We start from the raw sequence: 18,769 nt of genomic DNA, 5'->3' as shown, positions 1-18,769 counted from the left end.
CCTACCCGGACTCTGAGTCCGTGAAGGGTCCCTTCACGGACCCGAAACCGGTCCGGCGCACGCCACGAGGTGGTCGCACACACACCTCCGCATCGCCCGCTGCCGGGCCCCCGACCAACTTTGCCGGGGCCCCGGACGCTGAGGCTGTGAAGGGACCCTTCACAGCCGTTCAGGCGACGGCGAGTGGGGGTTATAGGAGGGCGAGTCGCGTGAGGAGGGTTTCGGCCTGGCTGATTTCGGTGCTGAGCGGGTGATCGGCCATGGTGTGCGGCAGGACCGAGGACGCGAGCTGGAAGGCTTCGCGCAGCGGGGTGTCCGGGAGCGGCGTCTCGGCGAGACGCAAAGCCCTTGTCGCGCCGAGGAGTTCGCAAGCCAGCACGGTCCGGTACGCAGCCGTCGCGGCGACAGTGCTGCGAACGGCGTGGGTGGAAAAGCTCGCGTGGTCCTCCAGACCGCGCGAGATCACCGCGGTGCCGAGGGTGACCGGTGAGGCTTCGTGCCGCAGAGTGCCGAGCGCGTCGTGCGCGACGTATTCGAGGATCATGATTCCGGAGCTGCCCGCCGGTCCGTCCGCGAGGAACGGCGGGAGGCCGCTGAGGTCCGGTTCGACGAGATCGCTCAACCGGGCGGCCGACAGCTCCGCGACGTGGTGCAGCGCGGCGCGCAGGTGGTCGAAGGCGAGCGCCACGTGTGCGGTGGAGAACTGCCCGTGGTGATACGCCTGTTCGGTCTCGATGTCGATGAACGGGTTCTCGGCCGCCGCGTTGAGGTCGATGTCCAGCACGCGTTCCACGTTCGCCGCGGCCTCCAGCGCGGTGCCCTGCACCTGCGGAAACGCCCGCAGCCCGAACGGATCCTGCAGCCGGCGGCCCGCCGGCAGGTCGTCCGCGGCGGTCAGCAGCCGACGCAGCCGCGCGGCGCACCGCACCGCGCCCGGGTGCGGCCGGGCCTGGTGTACGCGTTCGGAGTAGGCCTCGGCCGAACCGCCCAGCGCGCAGAACGTCAACGCGGTGACCACGGTGCTCGCGTCCAGCAGGCGTGAGAGGTCGTGCCAGGCCAGCACGGCCTGCGCGAGCGTCGCCGCGTTGCTGGAGATGAACGCCAGGGCGTCACCGGGGCTGATCGCGACCGGATCGAGCGCGCCCGCCGCCCACGGCAGCTCCCCGGCCAGGGTCAGCGCGATCTCCGCGAGCGCGGTCAGGTCCCCGGTGCCGATCGCGCCCCGGGAGTGCACGAGCGGCTGAGCCCCGACCCGCAACGCGGTCTCCAGCGCACGCAGCAGCCGCGGGTGCACACCGCTGCCCGCCGCCGCGAGCTGGTTCAGCCGCACGAGCATGGCCGCCCGGACCGCGTCCCCCGGCAGCGGTTCGCCGGTGCCACCGGCATGACTGCGCAGCAACCGCAGCCCGTGCTGGTCCGCGGACTCCGGGTCCACCACGGTGTGCCGGTTCGCGCCCACCCCCGTGGTGCGGCCGTAGACCGCCCGCTTCGCACCCAGCTCGACGGCGAGTTCGTAACTCTGCCCGGCCCTGGCCATCGCCTCCGGGGCCAGCTCGGCCCACGCGCTGAGACGGGCCACCCGCACCGCGTCACCGCACCGGAGCCCGGTGCCGTTGATCTCGATTCGGCTGCTGTCGGTCATCACGACCCCACTCGACAAGGTTTCCTGCACGCTGCTGGTGGCCTGACCCCGGGCACGCCAGGACGCGGCGGCCCGGCCGAGCGCCGGTCAGTCGCGACGGCCCCGGTTCCGGCCCACCGCGCGGCCGACGAAGAAGCCGATCAGCAGCCCCACGATCAGGCCGATGGCGATGAAGAAGATGATCGTCGCGGCCGCGATCTTGCCGACAGTGCCGAGGAAACCCTTCGCTTCGAGGTCGGCGGCCCACACGGCCGTCTGGGTGAGCGCGTAGTGTGTCATGGCTTCAAGCCTGGCATGGCGGGAGCGCGCCGCGCGGCCGACCCCGCCCGCAGATGACCGAGAGCGTCCACATCGGACGGCATATCCGCGGACCCATTGCCGAACGTGCGATTGAATACTTGCAGAATGACAGCGCTGCCTTATATAAGCGAAGACTGTTATGATCCGGCCTGTGCACGCGTTCGACATCCTCGGCGACCCGGTGCGCCGGCGCATTCTGGAGCTGCTCGCCGACGGTGAGCAGACCTCGGGCGCGATCACGGAGGTGATCCGGGCCGAGTTCGGGCTTTCCCAGCCGGGCGTTTCCCAGCATCTGCGCGTGCTGCGTGACAGCGGGTTCGCATCGGTGCGGGCGGCGGGCGCCCGCCGGTTCTACGCCGTCGAGCCCGCGCCGCTGCGTGAGGTCGACGCTTGGTTCGGCCGGTTTCGCAGGTTCTGGGATCAACGCCTCGACGCCCTGGAAACCGAGCTGGCCCGTGGCCGGCGTGCGGCTCGGACGGCGGGTGCCGAGCCCGGCGCGGATGCGGACAAGACCGATCCCTCAGCGAAAGGCATGTGACATGAAAGACGTCTTGGACGAACTGGCCGCCGCACGCCGGGCCATGGGCAAGGGCAGCCTGCCCGCCGGCGACGCTTACACCATCGAGCTGCGGCGTCGATACTCGGCGCAGATCGACGACGTCTGGGACGCCCTGACCAACCCCGAGCGGCTGCGTCGCTGGTTGAAACCGGTCACCGGGGAACTGCGGCCTGGCGGGAAGTTCGAGTTGGACGGAGGTGAGCACGGCGAGATCCTCCGATGCGAGCCACCACGTCTGCTCGCCGTGTCCTGGCTCTACGGGCCGGACGCCGATGCGTGGCCCGGCACTAGCGAGGTGCAGGTGTGCCTGGCCCCGAGCGCGGCCGGCGACACCGAATTCGAACTCATCCACGCAGCAGTCGTCGAGGAACCCCTCTTCCCGACCTACGGCCCCGGCGCCGGCGGCGTCGGCTGGGACCTGCATCTCCTCAGCCTGACCCAGCTGCTGGCCGATGGTGAGACCGCCGACCACGAGGAGGTCGGGAAGTCACCCGAAGGGCGCGAGTTCATCCGGCGCAGCGCCGCGGCCTGGGGCGAGGCTCACTTGGCCGCCGGTGGCGAACCGGCGCACGTCGCGGCCGCGGTCGAGGCCACCACCAGGTTCTACGCACCCGGCCCGGCCTGACTTCCCGGAAGGAGTGTGCGCCGTGAGGTACACCAACTCGATCGAGATCGCCCTGCCGCGGGAGAAGGTGGCCCAGCTGCTCACCGACCCGGCACACCTGCCGAAGTGGCTGCGAGGGGTGGTGCCGCACGAGCCGGTGAACGGGATCCACGGGCGGCCCGGAACCAGGTCGCGGATCGTGATGCAGTCGGGGAAGCGGAAGAGCGAGTGCACCGAAACGATCACCCGCCGGGATCCGGCGGACCTGCACGAGATCCCTGCCGAGCTCGTCGTTCAGTTCGACCGGGAGATCACCGGCGCGGCATGTGGAGCGTCTTGCGCGATCGGCTGACCAAAGCCGATCCGGAGACGACGCTCGGGGAGAGCGAAAGCGAATATCGATTCGACAGCCTGCCGATGCGGCTGATGGGGCAGCTGATGCCCCGCGTCTTCCACAAGCAGTCGCAGCAACACATGCAGGATTTCAAGGCGTTCGCCGAACAGGGCAAGGATGTCCGCGAAGGGCGAAACTGAACTGCCGCGCTATGTCGTGTCAACTCTCCTGCATCAAATTGACGTACATGTACGGTAATTGTGCAGAACAAAAGAGCGAAGGAGCACTGTGCCCGAAAGCCGGCCGCACCCAGCCCTGTCCCGTAAGCGCGCCCCACGCGGCACTCTCGACCGGGTAAGAGTGCTCCTGGCCGCGACGGCGATCATGGCCGAGGAAGGCATGGAAGCCGTCACGATCCGCCGGATCGCCGACGAACTCGACGTGCGGCCGATGGCGCTGTACACCTATTTCCGCAGCAAGGACGAGGTCTTCGCCGGAATCTACACACGCCTGCTCGCCGAGATCGATCTGCCCACAGTGGACGAAGGCCCCGACGGAATCCGAGCCGTCGTGCACGCGTACTACGAATTGCTGATCGAGCACCCCGCACTGGCCCGGATCCACCTCGCCGCCGATCATTACGGCCAGGGAGACTTTCGCATCAGCGAAAAGCTGCACGGCTTTCTGTGCGCCAGGGGGCTGGACGACCGTGCCGCAACGGAACTGGTCGCCACGCTCGTACGGTTCACCATCGGCAGCGCCCTCCTGCGCCCGTTGCCGAACCTGTCGGAAGGCGATCCCCAGGCGTGGCGGAACTCGCAGCGCGACACCCAGGTCGTCTCCGCCTCCGACCGTTCGCCCTCGCCTGCACCCGGGACTGCGCTGCCGCACTTCACCGGAGACGAGTTCTTCGAGCACGGGCTCGACCTGATCCTGGCCGGGGTGCCGCCGAGGAGGTGAAGCGGCCACCCTGACGGTGGGTGCCGCCGGAGTGTGGACCGGGACTGCGTGAGGTCACCCGCGCGGTCCCGGCAGGGTGGCTGAGCGCAGTCCCGGTCCGCCCGGGAGCCGGAAGGGTCAGAGCACGCCCTCCTCCAGCTCGCCGGACGCGCGGGTCAGCTTGGCCGCCAGCCCGCGGTGGGTCGGGTCGACGAAGAAGTCCGGCAGGGCGATGTCGTAGCGATGTTCGCGGGCGGCCTGTTCGATGAACCGGATTGCCCGCACGCTGTCCCCGCCGAGGGTGAAGAAGCTGTCGTCGCGGCCGATGTCCGGGACGTCCAACGCGGAACGCCACAGCTCGGCCGGCGTACGCTCGATCGCCCCGGCCGGTGGTTCGCTCGCCGCGGTGCGGTCGGCCTCGATCCGGGCCACGATCGCGGCTCGGTCCCTCCCTTGCCACCCGTCCGTGCAAGCCAACCGGTATCGACCATGATTGTCAATACCAGCAACCGAGACCGGGGTCACCTTTGCTCCAGCACTCCCACGTTGAGTCCATTAAGGACGTACAAAGGACCCGATCGATCGACCGCGAAACAAGAGTCCCTGCCGTACAACACTTCCGCCCAAGAGGCAGGACTGCATACCATCAGCCGATCGCAGTTGTGACCACAGTGGACAGAGCAAGACGAGCGAGCCACCCCGCACTGAACCTCCGACGTGAAGCTTACGACCGGTTCACTATTTAGGGAAGGCTTACCTGAATCACCGGAGAACGGGCACCCGTACCTGCACGAAAGTACTGCCCGCCCCCGAGGAGCCCGCCACCACCGGCTGAGCGAGCGCTTACAATCAGCAGCAGCCCGGCAGGAGCCGCCTGCGGGGCGCGAGGAGGTTCGCCGGATGACGACGGTTTCCGCCCAGTGGTGGCCGGACGTGCAGCCCGAGACCGCCCGCCGGCTCATGCTCGCCGGCGTGGAGTCGTTCGCGAAACACGGGTTCCACGCCACTACCACGCGGGACATCGCGGGGGCCGCCGGGATGAGCCCGGCCGCGCTGTACGTGCACTTCCCGTCGAAGGCGGCGCTGCTGTTCGCGATCAGCCGCAGCGGGCACGAGCAGACCCTGGCGCTGGTGGAGAACGTGCTCGCGCGGATCACCGATCCGGTGGAACGGATGCGGCAGCTGGTCCAGGACTTCGTCGCCTGGCACGCCCGGCGGCACACCATCGCGCGGGTGGTGCAGTACGAGCTGAACGCGTTACCCGAGGAGGAGTACCGGATCGTCGCAAAGTTGCGCCGCCGGATCTCGCAGCTGGTGCGCGAGGTGATCACACAAGGCGTGCAGGAGGGCGTGTTCACCGTGACGGATGAGCACGTGGCGGCACGCGCCGTACTTTCGCTGGGCGTCGACGTGGCCCGCTGGTACGGCGACCGCGTGCGGGAGACCCCCGAAGCGCTCGGGCGGGAGTACAGCGAACTCGTGCTGCGGATGCTCGGCACGCACTGACGTCAGCTTTCCGCGACGGCACGGGTGAACCGGCCGGCGATCCGGGCCAGCCGTTCCATCAGGCCCGGCGGCGCCTCCTCCACCACGAAGTCGTAGTCCCACTGCGCGAGATAGCCCGGGATGGCGGCGAGATCGCCGGCGCCGGTGCGCAATCGGCACGTGCCGGCGTCGAGGGGTTCCACCGCACCGGCGGACGGCGGGATCCGCGCGGCGAGTTCCGCGGCGGACGCCGACACGCGCAACGTCACCTGGTGCGGGTACGGCGCGGCGGAGATGCGTTCGGACACGTAGGCGGCCAGGTCCGCGGCCGGCGGCTCCCGCGGCGGGAAACGGAAGCCCGGCACCGGCAGCCCGTCGATGCGGTCCAGCCGGAACGTCCGCCAATCCGCGCGATCACGGTCGTAGGCGACCAGGTACCAGCGCCAGCCGGTGTGCACCAGGCTCAGCGGCTCGACCTCGCGTTCGCCGACCACACCGTCGCGAGTGCCGTAGGTGAAGCGGAGCCGCTCGTGATCCCGGCAGGCGGCGGCGACCACGGTGAGCAGCTCGGCGTCGATCGCCGGGGCGCCGCCGGGCATCCGGACCAGCGCCGCGTCCATCGCCCGCACCCGGCCCCGCAACCGCGTGGGCAAGACCTGTTCGAGTTTCGCCAGCGCGCGCACGGACGTCTCCTCGATGCCGGACACCGTGCCGTTCGCGGCCGTGCGCAACCCGACCGCCACCGCGACCGCCTCGTCGTCGTCCAGCAGCAGCGGCGGCAGCGCGGCACCCGAACCGAGCCGGTATCCGCCCGCCACGCCGGGGGTCGCGTGCACCGGATAGCCGAGCGCGCGCAACCGCTCGACGTCGCGGCGGATCGTGCGGACGTCCACCTCCAGCCGTTCGGCCAGGTCGCGGCCGGGCCAATCGCGGCGGGCCTGCAACAGCGAGAGCAGCCGCAACAGCCGTTCGGACGTTCCGTACATGCCGAGCACTCTGCCAGAGAACGCGGACATCCCCGGTCCTCGATCCCGCTGGGGTTGCCGACCTCGGTGGCGCCCCGGGACAGTGACGCATGCCGATCGACCCGCACCAGCTGCTCGCCGTCGCCCGCGAAGAGGCCGAACTGGGCCAGGAGGAGGGCGGCGTCCCCATCGGCGCCGCCCTCTTCGACCGCGACGGCCACCTGCTCGGCCGCGGCCACAACCGCCGCGTCCAGGACGGTGATCCGTCCCTGCACGCGGAAACCGCCGCGTTCCGCAACGCCGGCCGCCGCCCGCACTACCGCGACACGATCATGGTGACCACGCTGTCGCCGTGCTGGTACTGCAGCGGCCTGGTCCGCCAGTTCGGCATCCCGCACCTGGTGATCGGCGAATCCCGCACTTTCACCGGCGGCCACCCCTGGCTGGCCGCCCACGGCGTGCACGTCGACCTGCTCGACGATCCCGCCTGCGCGGCCTTGATGACGACGTTCATCCGGCAACGGCCGGACCTGTGGGCGGAGGACATCGGCGAGCCTCCCGCGCCGGGCGAAAGGCTGTGAAGGGCACCTTGACGGACTCTGAGGCTGTGAAGGGTCCCTTCACAGCCTCCTCGGAAAGATCTCCACCCGGTCAAGCGTCACCCATCGTGCACTTGATAGTCCGAATGGGTGGACCCTGGGGAAGCTAGCTGATCAGGCGGCGACCGTGACCGAAAGCGCGGCGACACCCGCTTCGGTCAGTTCGGCGACGACCAGGCCGGGCGCGGCCGTGCCGGCGCCGGCCGCCGGGCGGACGTAACCGCCGCGGGCGAGGGCGTGCGCGGTCATCTGGTCGCAGCAGGCGAAACCGTCAATGAAGAGGTCGGGCTCGCAGCTGGTGGACATCTGGGCCCGCTGCTGCGCGACGGCCTTGAGCATGGCCATCGCGCGATGGGACAGCTCGACGGGGGCCTCTTCCTGACCGGGCACCTGAATCGCCTTCTTCCTGAGCAAGCTACTTAACTCTATGTTATCGGACATTGGGCCGAATGTGTTACCAACCACACTGTAACCCTTGTCCTTCGCACAGTGGTCAAGGCGCCCCGATTCCGCCCAGCCGGGTCTCCAGGGTGGCCGCCCATTCCCGGACGATCTGCCGGCGGCGGCGGGTGTCGTCGGTGAGCAGGTTGGCCAGGCCGAGCCCGCGGGCGAGGTCGAGCGTGGCCTGCACCAGCTCCCGCACACCGTCGCGGGTCTCGTCCACGCCGAGCAGCCCGACCGTCACCCGGTGCGCTTCCCGCCCGACCCGCGCCTCCAGTGGCACGAGCGCCGCCCGCAGCTGCTCGTCGGTGGCCGCCATCGCCCACAGCTGCAGCGCGGCCCGGAACATCGGGCCGGTGTAGAGGTTCAGCACCATCTCGACCACCCGCTCGATCCGCGACGGCCCGATCGGCAGCCCCGCCGCCCGCGTGCGCAGCTCGTCCAGCTGCGCTTCGCCGAGCAGGTCGACGGCGGCGGTGACCAGCGCCTCACGTGTGGGGAAGTGATGTTGCGCAGCACCCCGGGACACCCCCGCCCGCTCCGCGATCACCGCGACGGTCACCCCGTGCCAGCCCTGTTCGCTGAAGCAGTCCACGGCCGCCTCGATCAACCGCCGTCGCGTGGTCCGGCTCCGCTCCTGCTGCGGCTCACGAAGCATCAGGACCACCCGGGAACAGTCGGGGGGAAGGTACGCATCGGCGGCTCCTTACCGGCATCGATCGGCCGGGCCGTGCCGACCCTGGCCCGGGATTGAGGGCGCGGCAGCCGGCGCCCGAGGACGGATGGCACCCGAGACGGACAGCGCGGCGAAAGACTGTGCGCCGGACCAGCGAGTGCACGCCGCACCGACCCCACCACCGGCTCAGTAGGACTTCGGCAGCCCGAGGCTGTGCTGCCCGACGAAGTTGAGCACCATTTCCCGGCTGATCGGGGCGATCCGGCCGAGCCGGACGGCGGTGACCAGGCTGCCGAGGCCGTATTCGGTGGCGAGGCCGTGACCGCCGTGCGTTTGCACGGCCTGGTCGACGGCATGGATGGCGGCCTCGGCGGCGGCGTATTTGGCCATGTTGGCCGCCTCGCCGGCGCCGAGGTCGTCGCCGGCGTCGTAGAGCGAGGCCGCCTTCTGGGTCATCAGCCGCGCCAGTTCCAGCTCGATCTTCACCTCGGCCAGCGGGTGCGCCAGTCCCTGATGCGCGCCGATCGGCGGGCCCCAGACCTCGCGTTCGTTCGCGTAGCCGACCGCCTTGCCCAGCGCGTAGCGGGCGAGCCCGAGGGAGAACGAGGCACCCATGATGCGTTCCGGGTTGAGGCCGGCGAACAGCTGCGCGATCGCCGCGTCCGCCTCCCCCACCAGGGCTTCGGCGGGGAGCCGGACGTCGTCGAGGAACAGCGCGAACTGGTCTTCCGGGGCGACGATGTCCATCGCGATCCGGCGGGCCTCGAACCCCGGTGCGTCGGTGGGCACGAGGTAGAGCGCGGGCTTGAGCCGTCCGGTCTTCGCGTCCTCGGTGCGGCCGACCACAAGCACGGCGTCCGCCTCGTCGACGCCGGAGATGTAGATTTTCCGGCCGGTCAGCAGCCAGTCGCCACCGTCGCGGCGGGCCGTGGTGGTGATGCGATGCGAGTTGGAACCGGCGTCCGGTTCGGTGATCGCGAAGACGATTTTCCTGCTGCCGTCGGCCAATCCGGGCAGCCACTGCTGCTTCTGCGCGGCCGTGCCGAACCGGGACAGCACGGTGCCGACGATCGCCGGGGAGACCACCATCAGCAGCATCGGGGTGCCCGCGGCGGCGAGTTCCTCCAGCACCGCGGCGAGATCGGCGATGCCGGCGCCGCCACCGCCGTACTCCTCGGGCAGGTTCACCCCGAGGTAGCCGAGCCGCCCGGCCTCGGCCCACAGCTCGTCGGTCTTCTCACCCGCCCGCGCTTTCGCGGCGTAGTACTCGTGTCCGTACTTGCCGGCCAGGTCGGCGACCGCTTTGCGCAGCGCCACGCGTTCCTCGGGCTCCACGAAGTTCATCGCGTTCATGCTCGTTCTCCCACCACTGCCAGCACTGCGCCGACTTCGACCTGCTGCCCGACTTCGACGCCGACCGCGGTGACCACCCCGTCCGCCGGTGCCGAGATCCGGTGTTCCATCTTCATCGCTTCGAGCCACAGCAACGGATCCCCCGCCGCCACGACGTCACCGGCGGCCACCGCGAGCCGCACCACCGTGCCCGGCATCGGCGCCACCAGCGAGCCCGCGGCCGGCGCGGCGTCCGGATCGGCGAACCTCGGCTGCGCGGCCAGCGTCACCGAACCCGACGCAGAGTCTACATAGGACTTTCCAGACCAGCGTCGCACCGTGAACGTCCGGCGGATTCCGGAAACGTCCAGTACCACTCGCTCCGGCTCGGCGGACACGAGCGTCACGTCCTCGTATCCCTCAGCTCGCAATCCGCCCCGGGCCAAGAAATAGGCGACCTCGTACCGGTTCTCCCCGACACTGAAGGACTTGCGTTGCGGAGTGGATCGCACGTTGCGCCAGCCACCGGGCAGACCGCGCAGCACGGTCGCCGACTCGCGGTTCGCCGCAGCGTCGGCGAGAGCGGCAGCCAATGCGGACAACCGTTGAGTGTCCATTGTGGCCAATGGGCGCGCCAGCGTGTCCAGCCCGTGCCGATCGAAGAAGGCCGTATTGGTCTCACCGGCCAGAAATGCTTCGTGTCGCAGGACTCGGACGAGCAGATCGCGATTGGTCACCACACCGTGGATCCGGGCGCCCGCGAGCGCGGCGGCCAGACGGCGGGCGGCCTCGGTCCGGGTCGGCGCCCAGGAGATCACTTTGGCCAGCATCGGATCGTAGTGCACGCTGACCACCGAGCCCGGCTCCACACAGGAATCCAGGCGCAGGCCCGCACCGTGGGTGAATCGACGGTCCACACCGGGCACGTCGAACGCGTGCAGCGTGCCGCTCTGCGGCTGCCAGTCCGCGGCCGGATCCTCCGCGTACAGCCGGACCTCAATGGAATGCCCCTGCGCCACCGGCGGTTCCGGATCGAGGCGCGCACCGTCCGCAATGGACAGCTGCAGTCCGACGAGGTCCAGGCCGGTGACGTTTTCGGTGACCGGGTGCTCGACCTGAAGCCGGGTGTTCATTTCCAGGAAGGAGAACCGGCCGTCGGGCGCGGCGAGGAATTCCACCGTGCCCGCACCGGTGTAGTCGATCGCTTGCGCCGCTTTCCGGGCCGCGTCGAACAATGCGGCCCGCAGCTGCGGCCCGACGAACGGTGATGGCGCCTCCTCGACCACCTTCTGATGCCGCCGCTGGAGAGAACATTCCCGTTCACCCACCGCCCAGACCGTGCCGTGGGTGTCGGCGAGCACCTGCACCTCGATATGCCGCCCGGTCTCCAGGTAACGCTCACAGAAGACCGTGGGGTCGCCGAACGCCGAGCCCGCTTCGGCCCGCGCGCTCTGTACCGCCTCGGCCAGCTCCGCCAGCTCGCGCACCACGCGCATCCCGCGCCCGCCGCCCCCGGCGGACGCCTTGACCAGCAGCGGCAGATCGTCCTCGGTGACCTCGTCCGGATCCAATTCGGACAGTACCGGCACGCCGGCCGCGGCCATCAGCCGTTTCGACTCCACTTTGGAACCCATGACCGCGATCGCGGCGGGCGGCGGTCCGATCCAGGTCAGCCCGGCGTCGAGCACCGCCTGCGCGAACGCGGCGTTCTCGGACAGGAAACCGTAGCCCGGGTGCACGGCGTCGGCGCCCGCGTGCGCCGCGGCTTTCACGAGCAGGTCCGCCCGCAGGTAGGTCTCGGCTGGCGCGGCGCCGGGCAGCCGCACCGCGACGTCGGCGTCGCGCACGTGCGGCGCATCCGTGTCCGCGTCGGAGAACACCGCGACGGTACCGATTCCGGCCGTCCGGCAGGTGCGGAACACCCGGCGCGCGATCTCGCCCCGGTTGGCGACCAGCAGGTTCTGGATCACAGCGGCACCCCTACATCCGGAAGACGCCGAAGCCACCTTCAGCGCCCTTCACTGGTCCATTGTGGATTACCGACAGGCTGAGCCCGAGCACCGTGCGGGTGTCGCGCGGGTCGATGATGCCGTCGTCGTAAAGCATCCCGGACAGGAACATCGGCATCGACTCTGCCTCGATCTGGTTCTCCACCATGGCGCGCATGGCCGCATCGTCGTCGTCGCTGTAGTCCTGACCCCGGCTCGCGGCGGCAGCTCTGGCCACAATGGACAGGACACCGGCCAGCTGGGCCGGCCCCATCACCGCGGACTTCGCGCTCGGCCAGGCGAACAGGAACCGGGGATCGTAGGCCCGCCCGCACATTCCGTAGTGGCCCGCACCATAGGAAGCGCCCATCAGCACGGACAGGTGCGGCACCCGCGAATTGGACACCGCGTTGATCATCAGCGCTCCGTGCTTGATGATGCCGCGCTGCTCGTACTCCTTGCCGACCATGTAGCCGGTGGTGTTGTGCAGGAAGATCAACGGGGTGTCGACCTGGTTGGCCAGCTGGATGAACTGCGCGGCCTTCTGCGACTCCTCGCTGAACAGCACCCCGCGCGCGTTGGCCAGAATGCCCACCGGATACCCGTGGACGTTCGCCCAGCCGGTGACCAGGCTCGGCCCATAGAGCGGCTTGAACTCGTCGAAATCGGAGCCGTCCACCACGCGGGCGATGACCTCGCGCGGGTCGAAGGGGATCTTCAGGTCGGTGGGCACGATGCCGAGCAGCTCCTCGGCGTCGAACCGCGGCTCGGCGTATCCGCTCTTCGGCGCCGGTCCCTGCTTGCGCCAGTTGAGCCGCTTGACGATGCTGCGGCCGAGGCGGATCGCGTCCTGTTCGCCGGCCGCCAGATAGTCGGCGAGGCCCGAGGTACGGGCGTGCATTTCCGCGCCGCCGAGGGATTCGTCGTCGGACTCCTCCCCCGTGGCCATCTTCACCAGCGGCGGGCCGCCGAGGAACACCTTCGCGCGCTCCTTGACCATCACCACGTAGTCCGACATGCCGGGCAGGTACGCCCCGCCCGCGGTGGAGTTGCCGAAGACCAGCGCGATGGCCGGCACCTTCGCCGCCGAGGACCGGGTGAGATCGCGGAAGATCCGGCCGCCGGGGATGAAGATCTCCTTCTGGGTCGGCAGATCCGCGCCGCCGGACTCCACCAGGTTGATCACCGGCAGCCGGTTCTGCGCGGCGATGTCGGCAGCGCGGAAGGACTTCTTCGTGGTCCACGGGTTGCTCGCGCCGCCCTTGACGGTGGGATCGCTGGCCGAGATCAGGCATTCGACGCCCTCCACCACCCCGATACCGGTGATCACGCCGGCGCCCACCCGGTAGTCCGAGCCCCACGCGGCCAGCGGCGACAGCTCCAGGAACGGCGAATCCTCGTCCAGCAGCAGCTCGATCCGTTCGCGGGCGAGCAGCTTGCCCCGTTGGCGGTGGCGCGCCACGTACTTCTCGCCGCCACCGGCCACGGCTTTGGCGTGCTCGGCGTCGATCTCCGCGAGTTTCTCCAGCATCGCCTCCCGGTTGGCGGAGAACTCACCGGTCCGGGTGTCCACTGTGGAGCGCAGGGTGGTCATGCGGTGTATCCCAATCGCTTCGCGGCCAGGCCGGTGAGGATCTCGGTGGTGCCGCCGCCGATGCCGAGGATCCGCACGTCCCGGTAGTGTCGTTCCACTTCGGACTCACGCAGGTACCCGAGCCCGCCGTGCAGCTGCACTGCTTCGTGCACCACCCACTCGGCTGCTTCGACGGCGGTGTTCTTGGCGAAACAGGCTTCGGCGACGACCTCTTCCCCGGCCACGTGCCGGATCGCCGTCTGCCGGGTATACGTGCGCGCGACGTCGATCCTGCGCGCCATCTCGGTGAGCTTGTGCTGCACGAGCTGCCGGGAGATCAGCGGACGGCCGAAGGTCTCCCGCATCCGGCACCATTCCAGCGTCAGGTCCAGCGAACGCTGGGCGTGCGCATAGGCCTGGACCGCAAGGGACAGCCGTTCGGTCACGAACTGCGTGGCCACCTGGGCGAACCCGCTGTTCTCCACACCGACCAGATTCTCCACGGGCACCCGGACGTCTACATAGGACAGCTCGGCGGTGTCCGAAGCGGACCAGCCCATCTTCTCCAGCCTGCGCGAAACCGTGAATCCCGGCGTGCCCCGTTCCACGACCAGCAGCGAGATCCCGTGCGCGCCTGGCTCCCCGGTCCGCACCATCGTGGTCACGAAGTCCGCGCGGCAGCCTGAAGTGATGAAGGTCTTGACCCCGTTGACCACGTACTCGTCGCCCTCGCGGACCGCGGCGGTGCGGATACCGGCGACGTCGGAGCCGCCGTCGGGTTCGGTCACCGCGAGCGCACCGATCTTGTCCCCGGCCAGCGCCGGCCGCACCCAGCGTTCGATCTGCACCGGATCGCCCGCGGCGGCGATGTGCGGCACGGCGATCCCGCAGGTGAACAACGAGGCGACGAGCCCGCCGGAACTCCCGGCGTAGTGCATCTCCTCGGCCACCACCACTGCGTCGAGGTAGTCGCCGCCACCACCGCCCACCGCCTCGCCGAAGGCGACGCCGAGCAACCCCAGCGCACCGGCTTTCCGATGCAGTTCGCGGGGCAGCTCCCCGGCACGTTCCCAGTCGTCGAGGTGCGGCAGCACTTCCTTCTCCGTGAACCGGCGCACGGTCGCGCGCAACTCCCGGCGTTCGGGCGTGCCGAACGAATCGAGGTTCACAGCAGTTCCTCCGGTACGTCGAGTTCGCGCGCTCGCAGCCATTCGCCGAGGGCCTTCGCCTGCGGGTCGAACCGGGCCTGCGAGGCCACGCCTTCGCCGAGAATCCCTTCCACCACGAAGTTCATCGCCCACAGGTTCGGCAGCAGGTGCCGGGTCACCGGCAGCGTTTCGGTCTCCGGCAGCAGCCTGCGGAACTCGGCCACGGTGAGACGCCGCACCAGCCAGCGCCAGGCGGCGTCCGAACGTACCCAGACGCCGAGGTTGGCGTTGCCGCCCTTGTCCCCGCTGCGCGCACCGGCCACCCGCCCCAGCGGTACCCGGCGCACCGGGCCCGCGACCGGCGGCTCGGGCAGCGCCGGTTCATCCACTTCGGACAGCGGACGGGTTTCCGCCGCCGGCGCAATGTCGACTCGCGACCCATCCGGCAACACCGCCACGTGCGGCACCTCGGCAGTGTCCACATAGGCCGCCGAGTAGACGCCGTACGGCACGGCTTCCGAAGGCGGTGCGGTCACGTGGAAACCCGGGTAGCTGGCCAGCGCCAGCTCCACCACGGCCGAGCTGAACGCGCGCCCGGCGACCTTCGGATCGGCGTCTTTCACCGCGACGTGCAGCAACGCGCTGGCCTGCTCCTCGGTCTCCGCGTCGGCGTGGTCGGTGCGCGCGAGCGTCCAGCGCAGGTCCGCCGGACGCCGGTTCGCCAGCGCCCCTTCCAGCTGATCCCGCACCAGTGCGGCCTTTTCCTCGATGTCCAGTCCAGTGAGGACGAACGTCGTCTCGTTGCGGAACCCACCGAGCCGGTTGAGGCACACCTTCACCGTGGGCGGCGGCGCTTCCCCGCGCGCACCCGAGATCCGGATCCGGTCCGGGCCGTCCGCTGCGAGCATGAGCGTGTCGAACCGGGCGGTCACATCGGGATTCGCGTAGCGGGCGCCGGTGATCTCGTAAAGCAGCTGCGCGGTGACCGTGCCGGTGCTCACCACTCCCCCCGTGCCCGGGTGCTTGGTGATCACGCTGGATCCGTCCGCGTGGATCTCCGCGATCGGGAAGCCCGGGTTCCCGATCGGCTGCTCGCGGAAGAACGCGTAGTTTCCGCCGGTCGCCTGGGCCCCGCATTCGATCACGTGCCCCGCGGCGACCGCGCCGGCCAGCGCGTCGTAGTCCTCCCGCGCCCAGCCGAAGTGCGCCGCCGCCGGGCCGACGAGCACCGACGCGTCGGTCACCCGCCCGGTGACCACCACGTCCGCCCCGGCGTCCAGGCAGGCGGCGATCCCCCAGGCACCCAGATAAGCGTTGGCGGTCAACGGTTTCCCGAACCCGAGCCGCTCGGCCCGGGAGATCAGGTCGTCCCCCTCCACATGCGCGATCCGCACGTCGATGCCGAGCTTCGCGGCCAGCTCCCGCAATGCCGCGGCGAGCCCGGCCGGGTTCAGCCCGCCCGCGTTCGCGACGATCCGCACGCCGTTGTCCTTGGCCAGCCCGAGGTTCTCCTCCATCTGGCGGAGGAACGTCCTGGCGTACCCGCGATCCGGGTCCTTCAGCCGGTCACGGCCGAGGATCAGCATGGTCAGCTCGGCGAGGTAGTCGCCGGTCAGCACGTCCAGCGGCCCGCCGGTGAGCATTTCGCGCACCGCGGAGAACCGGTCGCCGTAGAAGCCGGAAGCATTGCCGATCCGCAACACCGGGGCGTTCACACGAACTGCCCCGGTGCTCGCCCGGCCCCGGGCGGCCCGGCGAACGCCTGCGCGATGCCGAGCCACTCCCGCACTTCCCCGCCGGTGGCTACGAGGCCGGTGTCGTCGGGATGCCGCCGTTGTGTGACCACCAGGCAGAAGTCGAGGGCGCTGCCGGTCAGCCGTCCTTCGGCGTCCTCCGGGCCGAACGCCCAGGTGGCGCCGTCCGGCGCGGCCAGCTCCACGCGGAACTGCCCGGGCGGCGGCGCGAGCGAGTGCAGCTTGTAGGCGAAATCGCGGGTGCGGGTGCCGAACCGGGCGATGTGCCACAGCCGCCCGCTGGGCTCGCGGACGACCCCGAGCGCGTCGGCGAGATCCTGCCCGTGCGCCCAGGTCTCCATCATCCGCGCGGTGGCCATCGAAGCCGCGCTCATCGGCGGCCCGTACCAGGGCAGTTTCGCCCCCTCCGGGACCGCGGCGAGCGCCTCCGCAAGCTCGGCCCGGCCGGCCCGCCACCGTGCGAGCAGTTGCTCCGGCGGCTCCGCCGCACCCTCGGCCGCCCCTCGATCCATATACGCCTCACCGATTCTGAGCAGGTTCTCCACCTCGGCCCGCCACCGCCGCGGCCGGCGCGCCGCGATCAGCGCCTTCCTGTCGGTCCAGGCCAGATGCGCGATCTGATGCGCCACGGTCCACCCCGGCGCCGGGGTCGGCCGGGCCCATCCCGCCTCGTCCAGCCCCGCCACGAGCGCGTCCGCCACCTGCGATTCGGCCGCCAGATCCCCGAGGATCACGGCGAGATCAGCCATCCCTGCGCCTCCCTGCGTCCACGGATGCTCCACCCGCCGACCAGCGTGGACCCCGGTGCCGAAAAAATCAAGCTCGCGTGATTGTTTCTCGTTCGGACGGCCCGTACGGCGGCGACAAGGGACGGCGCCCGCCCCGCCGACAGCGAAGTCGCCTCCGCCGAGTGTGAGTACGTTCTTGGCGGAGAATCCGCGTACATGTACGGCAAAAACGCCAACACAGACACGAGCAAACACACTCACCCCACCGAGTGACACGTTGCCGGCGATCCGGCCAGGACCTACCGTCGGCACATGGGTTCGCGCGCGAAGGTCGGGCACCAGGTCACCGCCACGCTCGCCCGAAACACCGGTGGCCAAGGGGCCGCTGGCGCTCTTTCCGGCGATTACCTTGTCGCCGCGACGAATTCCCCCACGATCCGCCCCGTCCAGCAAGTGTCACACCGGATCCCCACCACGGGGGAATCGATGATCGCGACGATGCGCGTGGCATCGGCAGCGCCCGGAGCCGCCGTCCCACTCCCCGACGAATGTCCTTGCGCCACAACGGATTTCTGTCCGGATCCTCTCGTCACTCGTCGCGACCTCGGACTCGAAGACCGGCCCCTGCCAAGGCTCGTCGGTCCAGGCGCCGCGCGCAACGGGATGCGCGGCGACCGGATCTTCAGCTCGGGCGGAGCCCTCCGCGCCAGGTTCGCGCATCACCTCCTCCCTCGCGGCGAAGTACTCCGGCCCAGAGAAGTGTTCCCGCGAACCAGCGAAACAGCCCTTGTCACCGCCCGGACCGCGATGATCCGGCAACCGCCCCACCCGAGGTGAGCAGCGTGAGCGACTACCCACCGGAGCCGTGGCGACTCGCCGGTGAAGCCTGTTTGTCGATGTGGCGACTGCCCGTCGACGAGGTGGCCGGCCTGCCCGCGGGCGCGGAACCGATCCTCATCGCCGGGCGTGCGTCCGTGTTCACCGCCTGGATCGACTACCGGCCGCCGGGGCAGCTGAGTTACCGCGAGCTGCTCTGCGCAGTCGCGGTACACGGTCGCGGACTCGCCGCGTCGATCACCCAGATCTGGGTCGACAGCGAGATATCGCGGGACGGCGGGCGCGAACTCTGGGGCATCCCGAAAGAACTCGCCTCCTTCGGTTTCACCGGCGGGCGAACCTTCACTGCCACCACGGGGATCACGGCCTCCACCGACACCGCGACCACAGGTACCGCGGCAGCCGAGGGGACGACCGCCGACACCACGGCCACCACGATCAGCGACACCACAGCCGCAACCGACACAGCCACAACCGACACCACAGCCGCCGAGACCGCAGCCGTCCACACTGCGACGACCCACGCCGAGCCGACCGGCGTCTGGATCGCCACCGCCGCGTTCACCCCCCGAGCCGGGCTGCCCTTCCCCCTACCCGCCCGATTCGAGATCGCCCAGACCCTCGCCGGCCGCCTCACCCGTACGCCGGTGCGATGGCGAGCCCGGCCGTCACTCGCCGCGGCGGACTGGGCGGTCAACCCCGCCGGGCCGCTCGGTCAGCTTGCCGGGAAGCGGCCTGTGGGCAGTGCCGTGCTGCGGGGATTCACCCTCGAATTCGGTCCGCGCGGGGCCTCGACCAGCCGCTCTGAGTGACGACCTAACCCGCGAGGGTGAAGCCTCGACACGCCACCCCTTGGGGCACGTGC

General features: G+C 70.1%; 20 protein-coding genes. 8 read left to right on the top strand and 12 right to left on the bottom strand.

Annotation, left to right across the window (positions count from 1 at the left end; genetic code table 11):
* Positions 1–190 precede the first annotated feature (190 nt).
* Both D5S19_RS24000 and D5S19_RS23995 read right to left on the bottom strand, forming a co-directional pair.
* Complete coding sequence (locus D5S19_RS24000; RefSeq protein ID WP_120025637.1) at positions 191–1,642, bottom strand: aromatic amino acid ammonia-lyase; 1,452 nt, start codon at positions 1,640–1,642, stop codon at positions 191–193.
* Positions 1,643–1,729: 87 nt separating this feature from the next.
* Positions 1,730–1,921, bottom strand: coding sequence for a hypothetical protein (locus D5S19_RS23995; protein WP_120025636.1), 192 nt, complete (start codon positions 1,919–1,921; stop codon positions 1,730–1,732).
* A 172-nt stretch (positions 1,922–2,093) separates the two neighbouring features.
* Here D5S19_RS23995 and D5S19_RS23990 point away from each other — a divergent pair, with 172 nt between their 5' ends.
* The 5 genes from D5S19_RS23990 (at position 2,094) to D5S19_RS23975 (ending at position 4,399) form a co-directional block, all read left to right on the top strand.
* Positions 2,094–2,480: an ArsR/SmtB family transcription factor gene (locus tag D5S19_RS23990; RefSeq protein WP_120025663.1), complete on the top strand. Its 387-nt coding sequence runs from the start codon at positions 2,094–2,096 to the stop codon at positions 2,478–2,480.
* A 1-nt stretch (position 2,481) separates the two neighbouring features.
* Positions 2,482–3,126, top strand: a complete 645-nt coding sequence (locus tag D5S19_RS23985) for an SRPBCC domain-containing protein (protein WP_233574116.1) — start codon at positions 2,482–2,484, stop codon at positions 3,124–3,126.
* A gap of 22 nt (positions 3,127–3,148) precedes the next feature.
* Entirely contained in the window at positions 3,149–3,457 is a 309-nt protein-coding gene (locus tag D5S19_RS32570) for an SRPBCC family protein (protein ID WP_199730667.1), read from the top strand.
* Positions 3,442–3,639, top strand: a complete 198-nt coding sequence (locus D5S19_RS32565; RefSeq protein ID WP_199730666.1) for an SRPBCC family protein — start codon at positions 3,442–3,444, stop codon at positions 3,637–3,639. The genes D5S19_RS32570 and D5S19_RS32565 overlap by 16 nt, the downstream gene beginning before the upstream one ends.
* A gap of 88 nt (positions 3,640–3,727) precedes the next feature.
* Entirely contained in the window at positions 3,728–4,399 is a 672-nt protein-coding gene (locus D5S19_RS23975) for a TetR/AcrR family transcriptional regulator (RefSeq protein ID WP_147397502.1), read from the top strand.
* Between the two features lie 117 nt (positions 4,400–4,516).
* On the opposite strand, the gene D5S19_RS23970 is transcribed toward D5S19_RS23975, so the two are convergent.
* Complete coding sequence (locus D5S19_RS23970) at positions 4,517–4,810, bottom strand: phosphopantetheine-binding protein (protein ID WP_158605624.1); 294 nt, start codon at positions 4,808–4,810, stop codon at positions 4,517–4,519.
* A 468-nt stretch (positions 4,811–5,278) separates the two neighbouring features.
* Between D5S19_RS23970 and D5S19_RS23965 the strand changes: the two genes are divergently transcribed.
* Positions 5,279–5,884, top strand: a complete 606-nt coding sequence (locus D5S19_RS23965) for a TetR/AcrR family transcriptional regulator (RefSeq protein ID WP_120025633.1) — start codon at positions 5,279–5,281, stop codon at positions 5,882–5,884.
* A 2-nt stretch (positions 5,885–5,886) separates the two neighbouring features.
* Here D5S19_RS23965 and D5S19_RS32560 read toward each other — a convergent pair whose 3' ends face one another.
* Positions 5,887–6,849, bottom strand: a complete 963-nt coding sequence (locus D5S19_RS32560; RefSeq protein ID WP_199730672.1) for a helix-turn-helix transcriptional regulator — start codon at positions 6,847–6,849, stop codon at positions 5,887–5,889.
* 89 nt (positions 6,850–6,938) lie between these two features.
* On the opposite strand from D5S19_RS32560, the gene D5S19_RS23950 reads away from it, so the two are divergent.
* Complete coding sequence (locus tag D5S19_RS23950) at positions 6,939–7,409, top strand: nucleoside deaminase (RefSeq protein ID WP_120025631.1); 471 nt, start codon at positions 6,939–6,941, stop codon at positions 7,407–7,409.
* Positions 7,410–7,541: 132 nt separating this feature from the next.
* Here the strand turns inward: D5S19_RS23950 and D5S19_RS23945 are convergent, their stop codons facing one another.
* The 8 genes from D5S19_RS23945 to D5S19_RS23910 form a co-directional block, all read right to left on the bottom strand.
* Positions 7,542–7,772, bottom strand: coding sequence for a hypothetical protein (locus D5S19_RS23945; RefSeq protein ID WP_120025661.1), 231 nt, complete (start codon positions 7,770–7,772; stop codon positions 7,542–7,544).
* 148 nt (positions 7,773–7,920) lie between these two features.
* Positions 7,921–8,526, bottom strand: coding sequence for a TetR/AcrR family transcriptional regulator (locus tag D5S19_RS23940; RefSeq protein WP_120025660.1), 606 nt, complete (start codon positions 8,524–8,526; stop codon positions 7,921–7,923).
* 204 nt (positions 8,527–8,730) lie between these two features.
* Positions 8,731–9,897, bottom strand: coding sequence for an acyl-CoA dehydrogenase family protein (locus D5S19_RS23935; protein ID WP_120025630.1), 1,167 nt, complete (start codon positions 9,895–9,897; stop codon positions 8,731–8,733).
* Complete coding sequence (locus D5S19_RS23930; RefSeq protein WP_120025629.1) at positions 9,894–11,846, bottom strand: acetyl/propionyl/methylcrotonyl-CoA carboxylase subunit alpha; 1,953 nt, start codon at positions 11,844–11,846, stop codon at positions 9,894–9,896. The genes D5S19_RS23935 and D5S19_RS23930 overlap by 4 nt, the downstream gene beginning before the upstream one ends.
* Positions 11,847–11,856: 10 nt before the next feature.
* Entirely contained in the window at positions 11,857–13,458 is a 1,602-nt protein-coding gene (locus D5S19_RS23925; protein WP_199730665.1) for an acyl-CoA carboxylase subunit beta, read from the bottom strand.
* Positions 13,455–14,606 (bottom strand): acyl-CoA dehydrogenase family protein, encoded by a 1,152-nt coding sequence (locus D5S19_RS23920; RefSeq protein ID WP_407641782.1) that lies wholly within the window; start codon positions 14,604–14,606, stop codon positions 13,455–13,457. Before D5S19_RS23920 ends, D5S19_RS23925 begins: the two co-directional genes overlap by 4 nt.
* A complete protein-coding gene (locus tag D5S19_RS23915; RefSeq protein WP_199730664.1) occupies positions 14,603–16,300 on the bottom strand; it encodes an acyclic terpene utilization AtuA family protein in 1,698 nt (565 codons plus the stop codon). The genes D5S19_RS23920 and D5S19_RS23915 overlap by 4 nt, the downstream gene beginning before the upstream one ends.
* On the bottom strand, positions 16,297–17,088 hold the full coding sequence (locus D5S19_RS23910) for a TIGR03084 family metal-binding protein (RefSeq protein WP_120025627.1): 792 nt from the start codon (positions 17,086–17,088) through the stop codon (positions 16,297–16,299). Before D5S19_RS23910 ends, D5S19_RS23915 begins: the two co-directional genes overlap by 4 nt.
* An 821-nt stretch (positions 17,089–17,909) precedes the next feature.
* Here D5S19_RS23910 and D5S19_RS23905 point away from each other — a divergent pair.
* Positions 17,910–18,716 (top strand): acetoacetate decarboxylase family protein, encoded by an 807-nt coding sequence (locus tag D5S19_RS23905; RefSeq protein WP_158605623.1) that lies wholly within the window; start codon positions 17,910–17,912, stop codon positions 18,714–18,716.
* Positions 18,717–18,769: the final 53 nt, after the last annotated feature.

It is taken from the genome of Amycolatopsis panacis, from assembly GCF_003600245.1.
Classification (GTDB): Bacteria; Actinomycetota; Actinomycetes; order Mycobacteriales; family Pseudonocardiaceae; genus Amycolatopsis; species Amycolatopsis sulphurea.
The sequence above is the reverse complement of the archived record's forward strand: the minus strand, read 5'-3'. Positions and strand labels throughout refer to the sequence as shown.

Coding starts and splice junctions, on each gene's coding strand:
- D5S19_RS23995 (WP_120025636.1), bottom strand. CDS start 1,921: ATGACACACTACGCGCTCACCCAGACGGCCGTGTGGGCCGCCGACCTC.
- D5S19_RS23985 (WP_233574116.1), top strand. CDS start 2,482: ATGAAAGACGTCTTGGACGAACTGGCCGCCGCACGCCGGGCCATGGGC.
- D5S19_RS23935 (WP_120025630.1), bottom strand. CDS start 9,897: ATGAACGCGATGAACTTCGTGGAGCCCGAGGAACGCGTGGCGCTGCGC.
- D5S19_RS23965 (WP_120025633.1), top strand. CDS start 5,279: ATGACGACGGTTTCCGCCCAGTGGTGGCCGGACGTGCAGCCCGAGACC.
- D5S19_RS23950 (WP_120025631.1), top strand. CDS start 6,939: ATGCCGATCGACCCGCACCAGCTGCTCGCCGTCGCCCGCGAAGAGGCC.
- D5S19_RS23925 (WP_199730665.1), bottom strand. CDS start 13,458: ATGACCACCCTGCGCTCCACAGTGGACACCCGGACCGGTGAGTTCTCC.
- D5S19_RS23945 (WP_120025661.1), bottom strand. CDS start 7,772: ATGGCCATGCTCAAGGCCGTCGCGCAGCAGCGGGCCCAGATGTCCACC.
- D5S19_RS24000 (WP_120025637.1), bottom strand. CDS start 1,642: ATGACCGACAGCAGCCGAATCGAGATCAACGGCACCGGGCTCCGGTGC.
- D5S19_RS23940 (WP_120025660.1), bottom strand. CDS start 8,526: ATGCTTCGTGAGCCGCAGCAGGAGCGGAGCCGGACCACGCGACGGCGG.
- D5S19_RS32560 (WP_199730672.1), bottom strand. CDS start 6,849: ATGTACGGAACGTCCGAACGGCTGTTGCGGCTGCTCTCGCTGTTGCAG.
- D5S19_RS23910 (WP_120025627.1), bottom strand. CDS start 17,088: ATGGCTGATCTCGCCGTGATCCTCGGGGATCTGGCGGCCGAATCGCAG.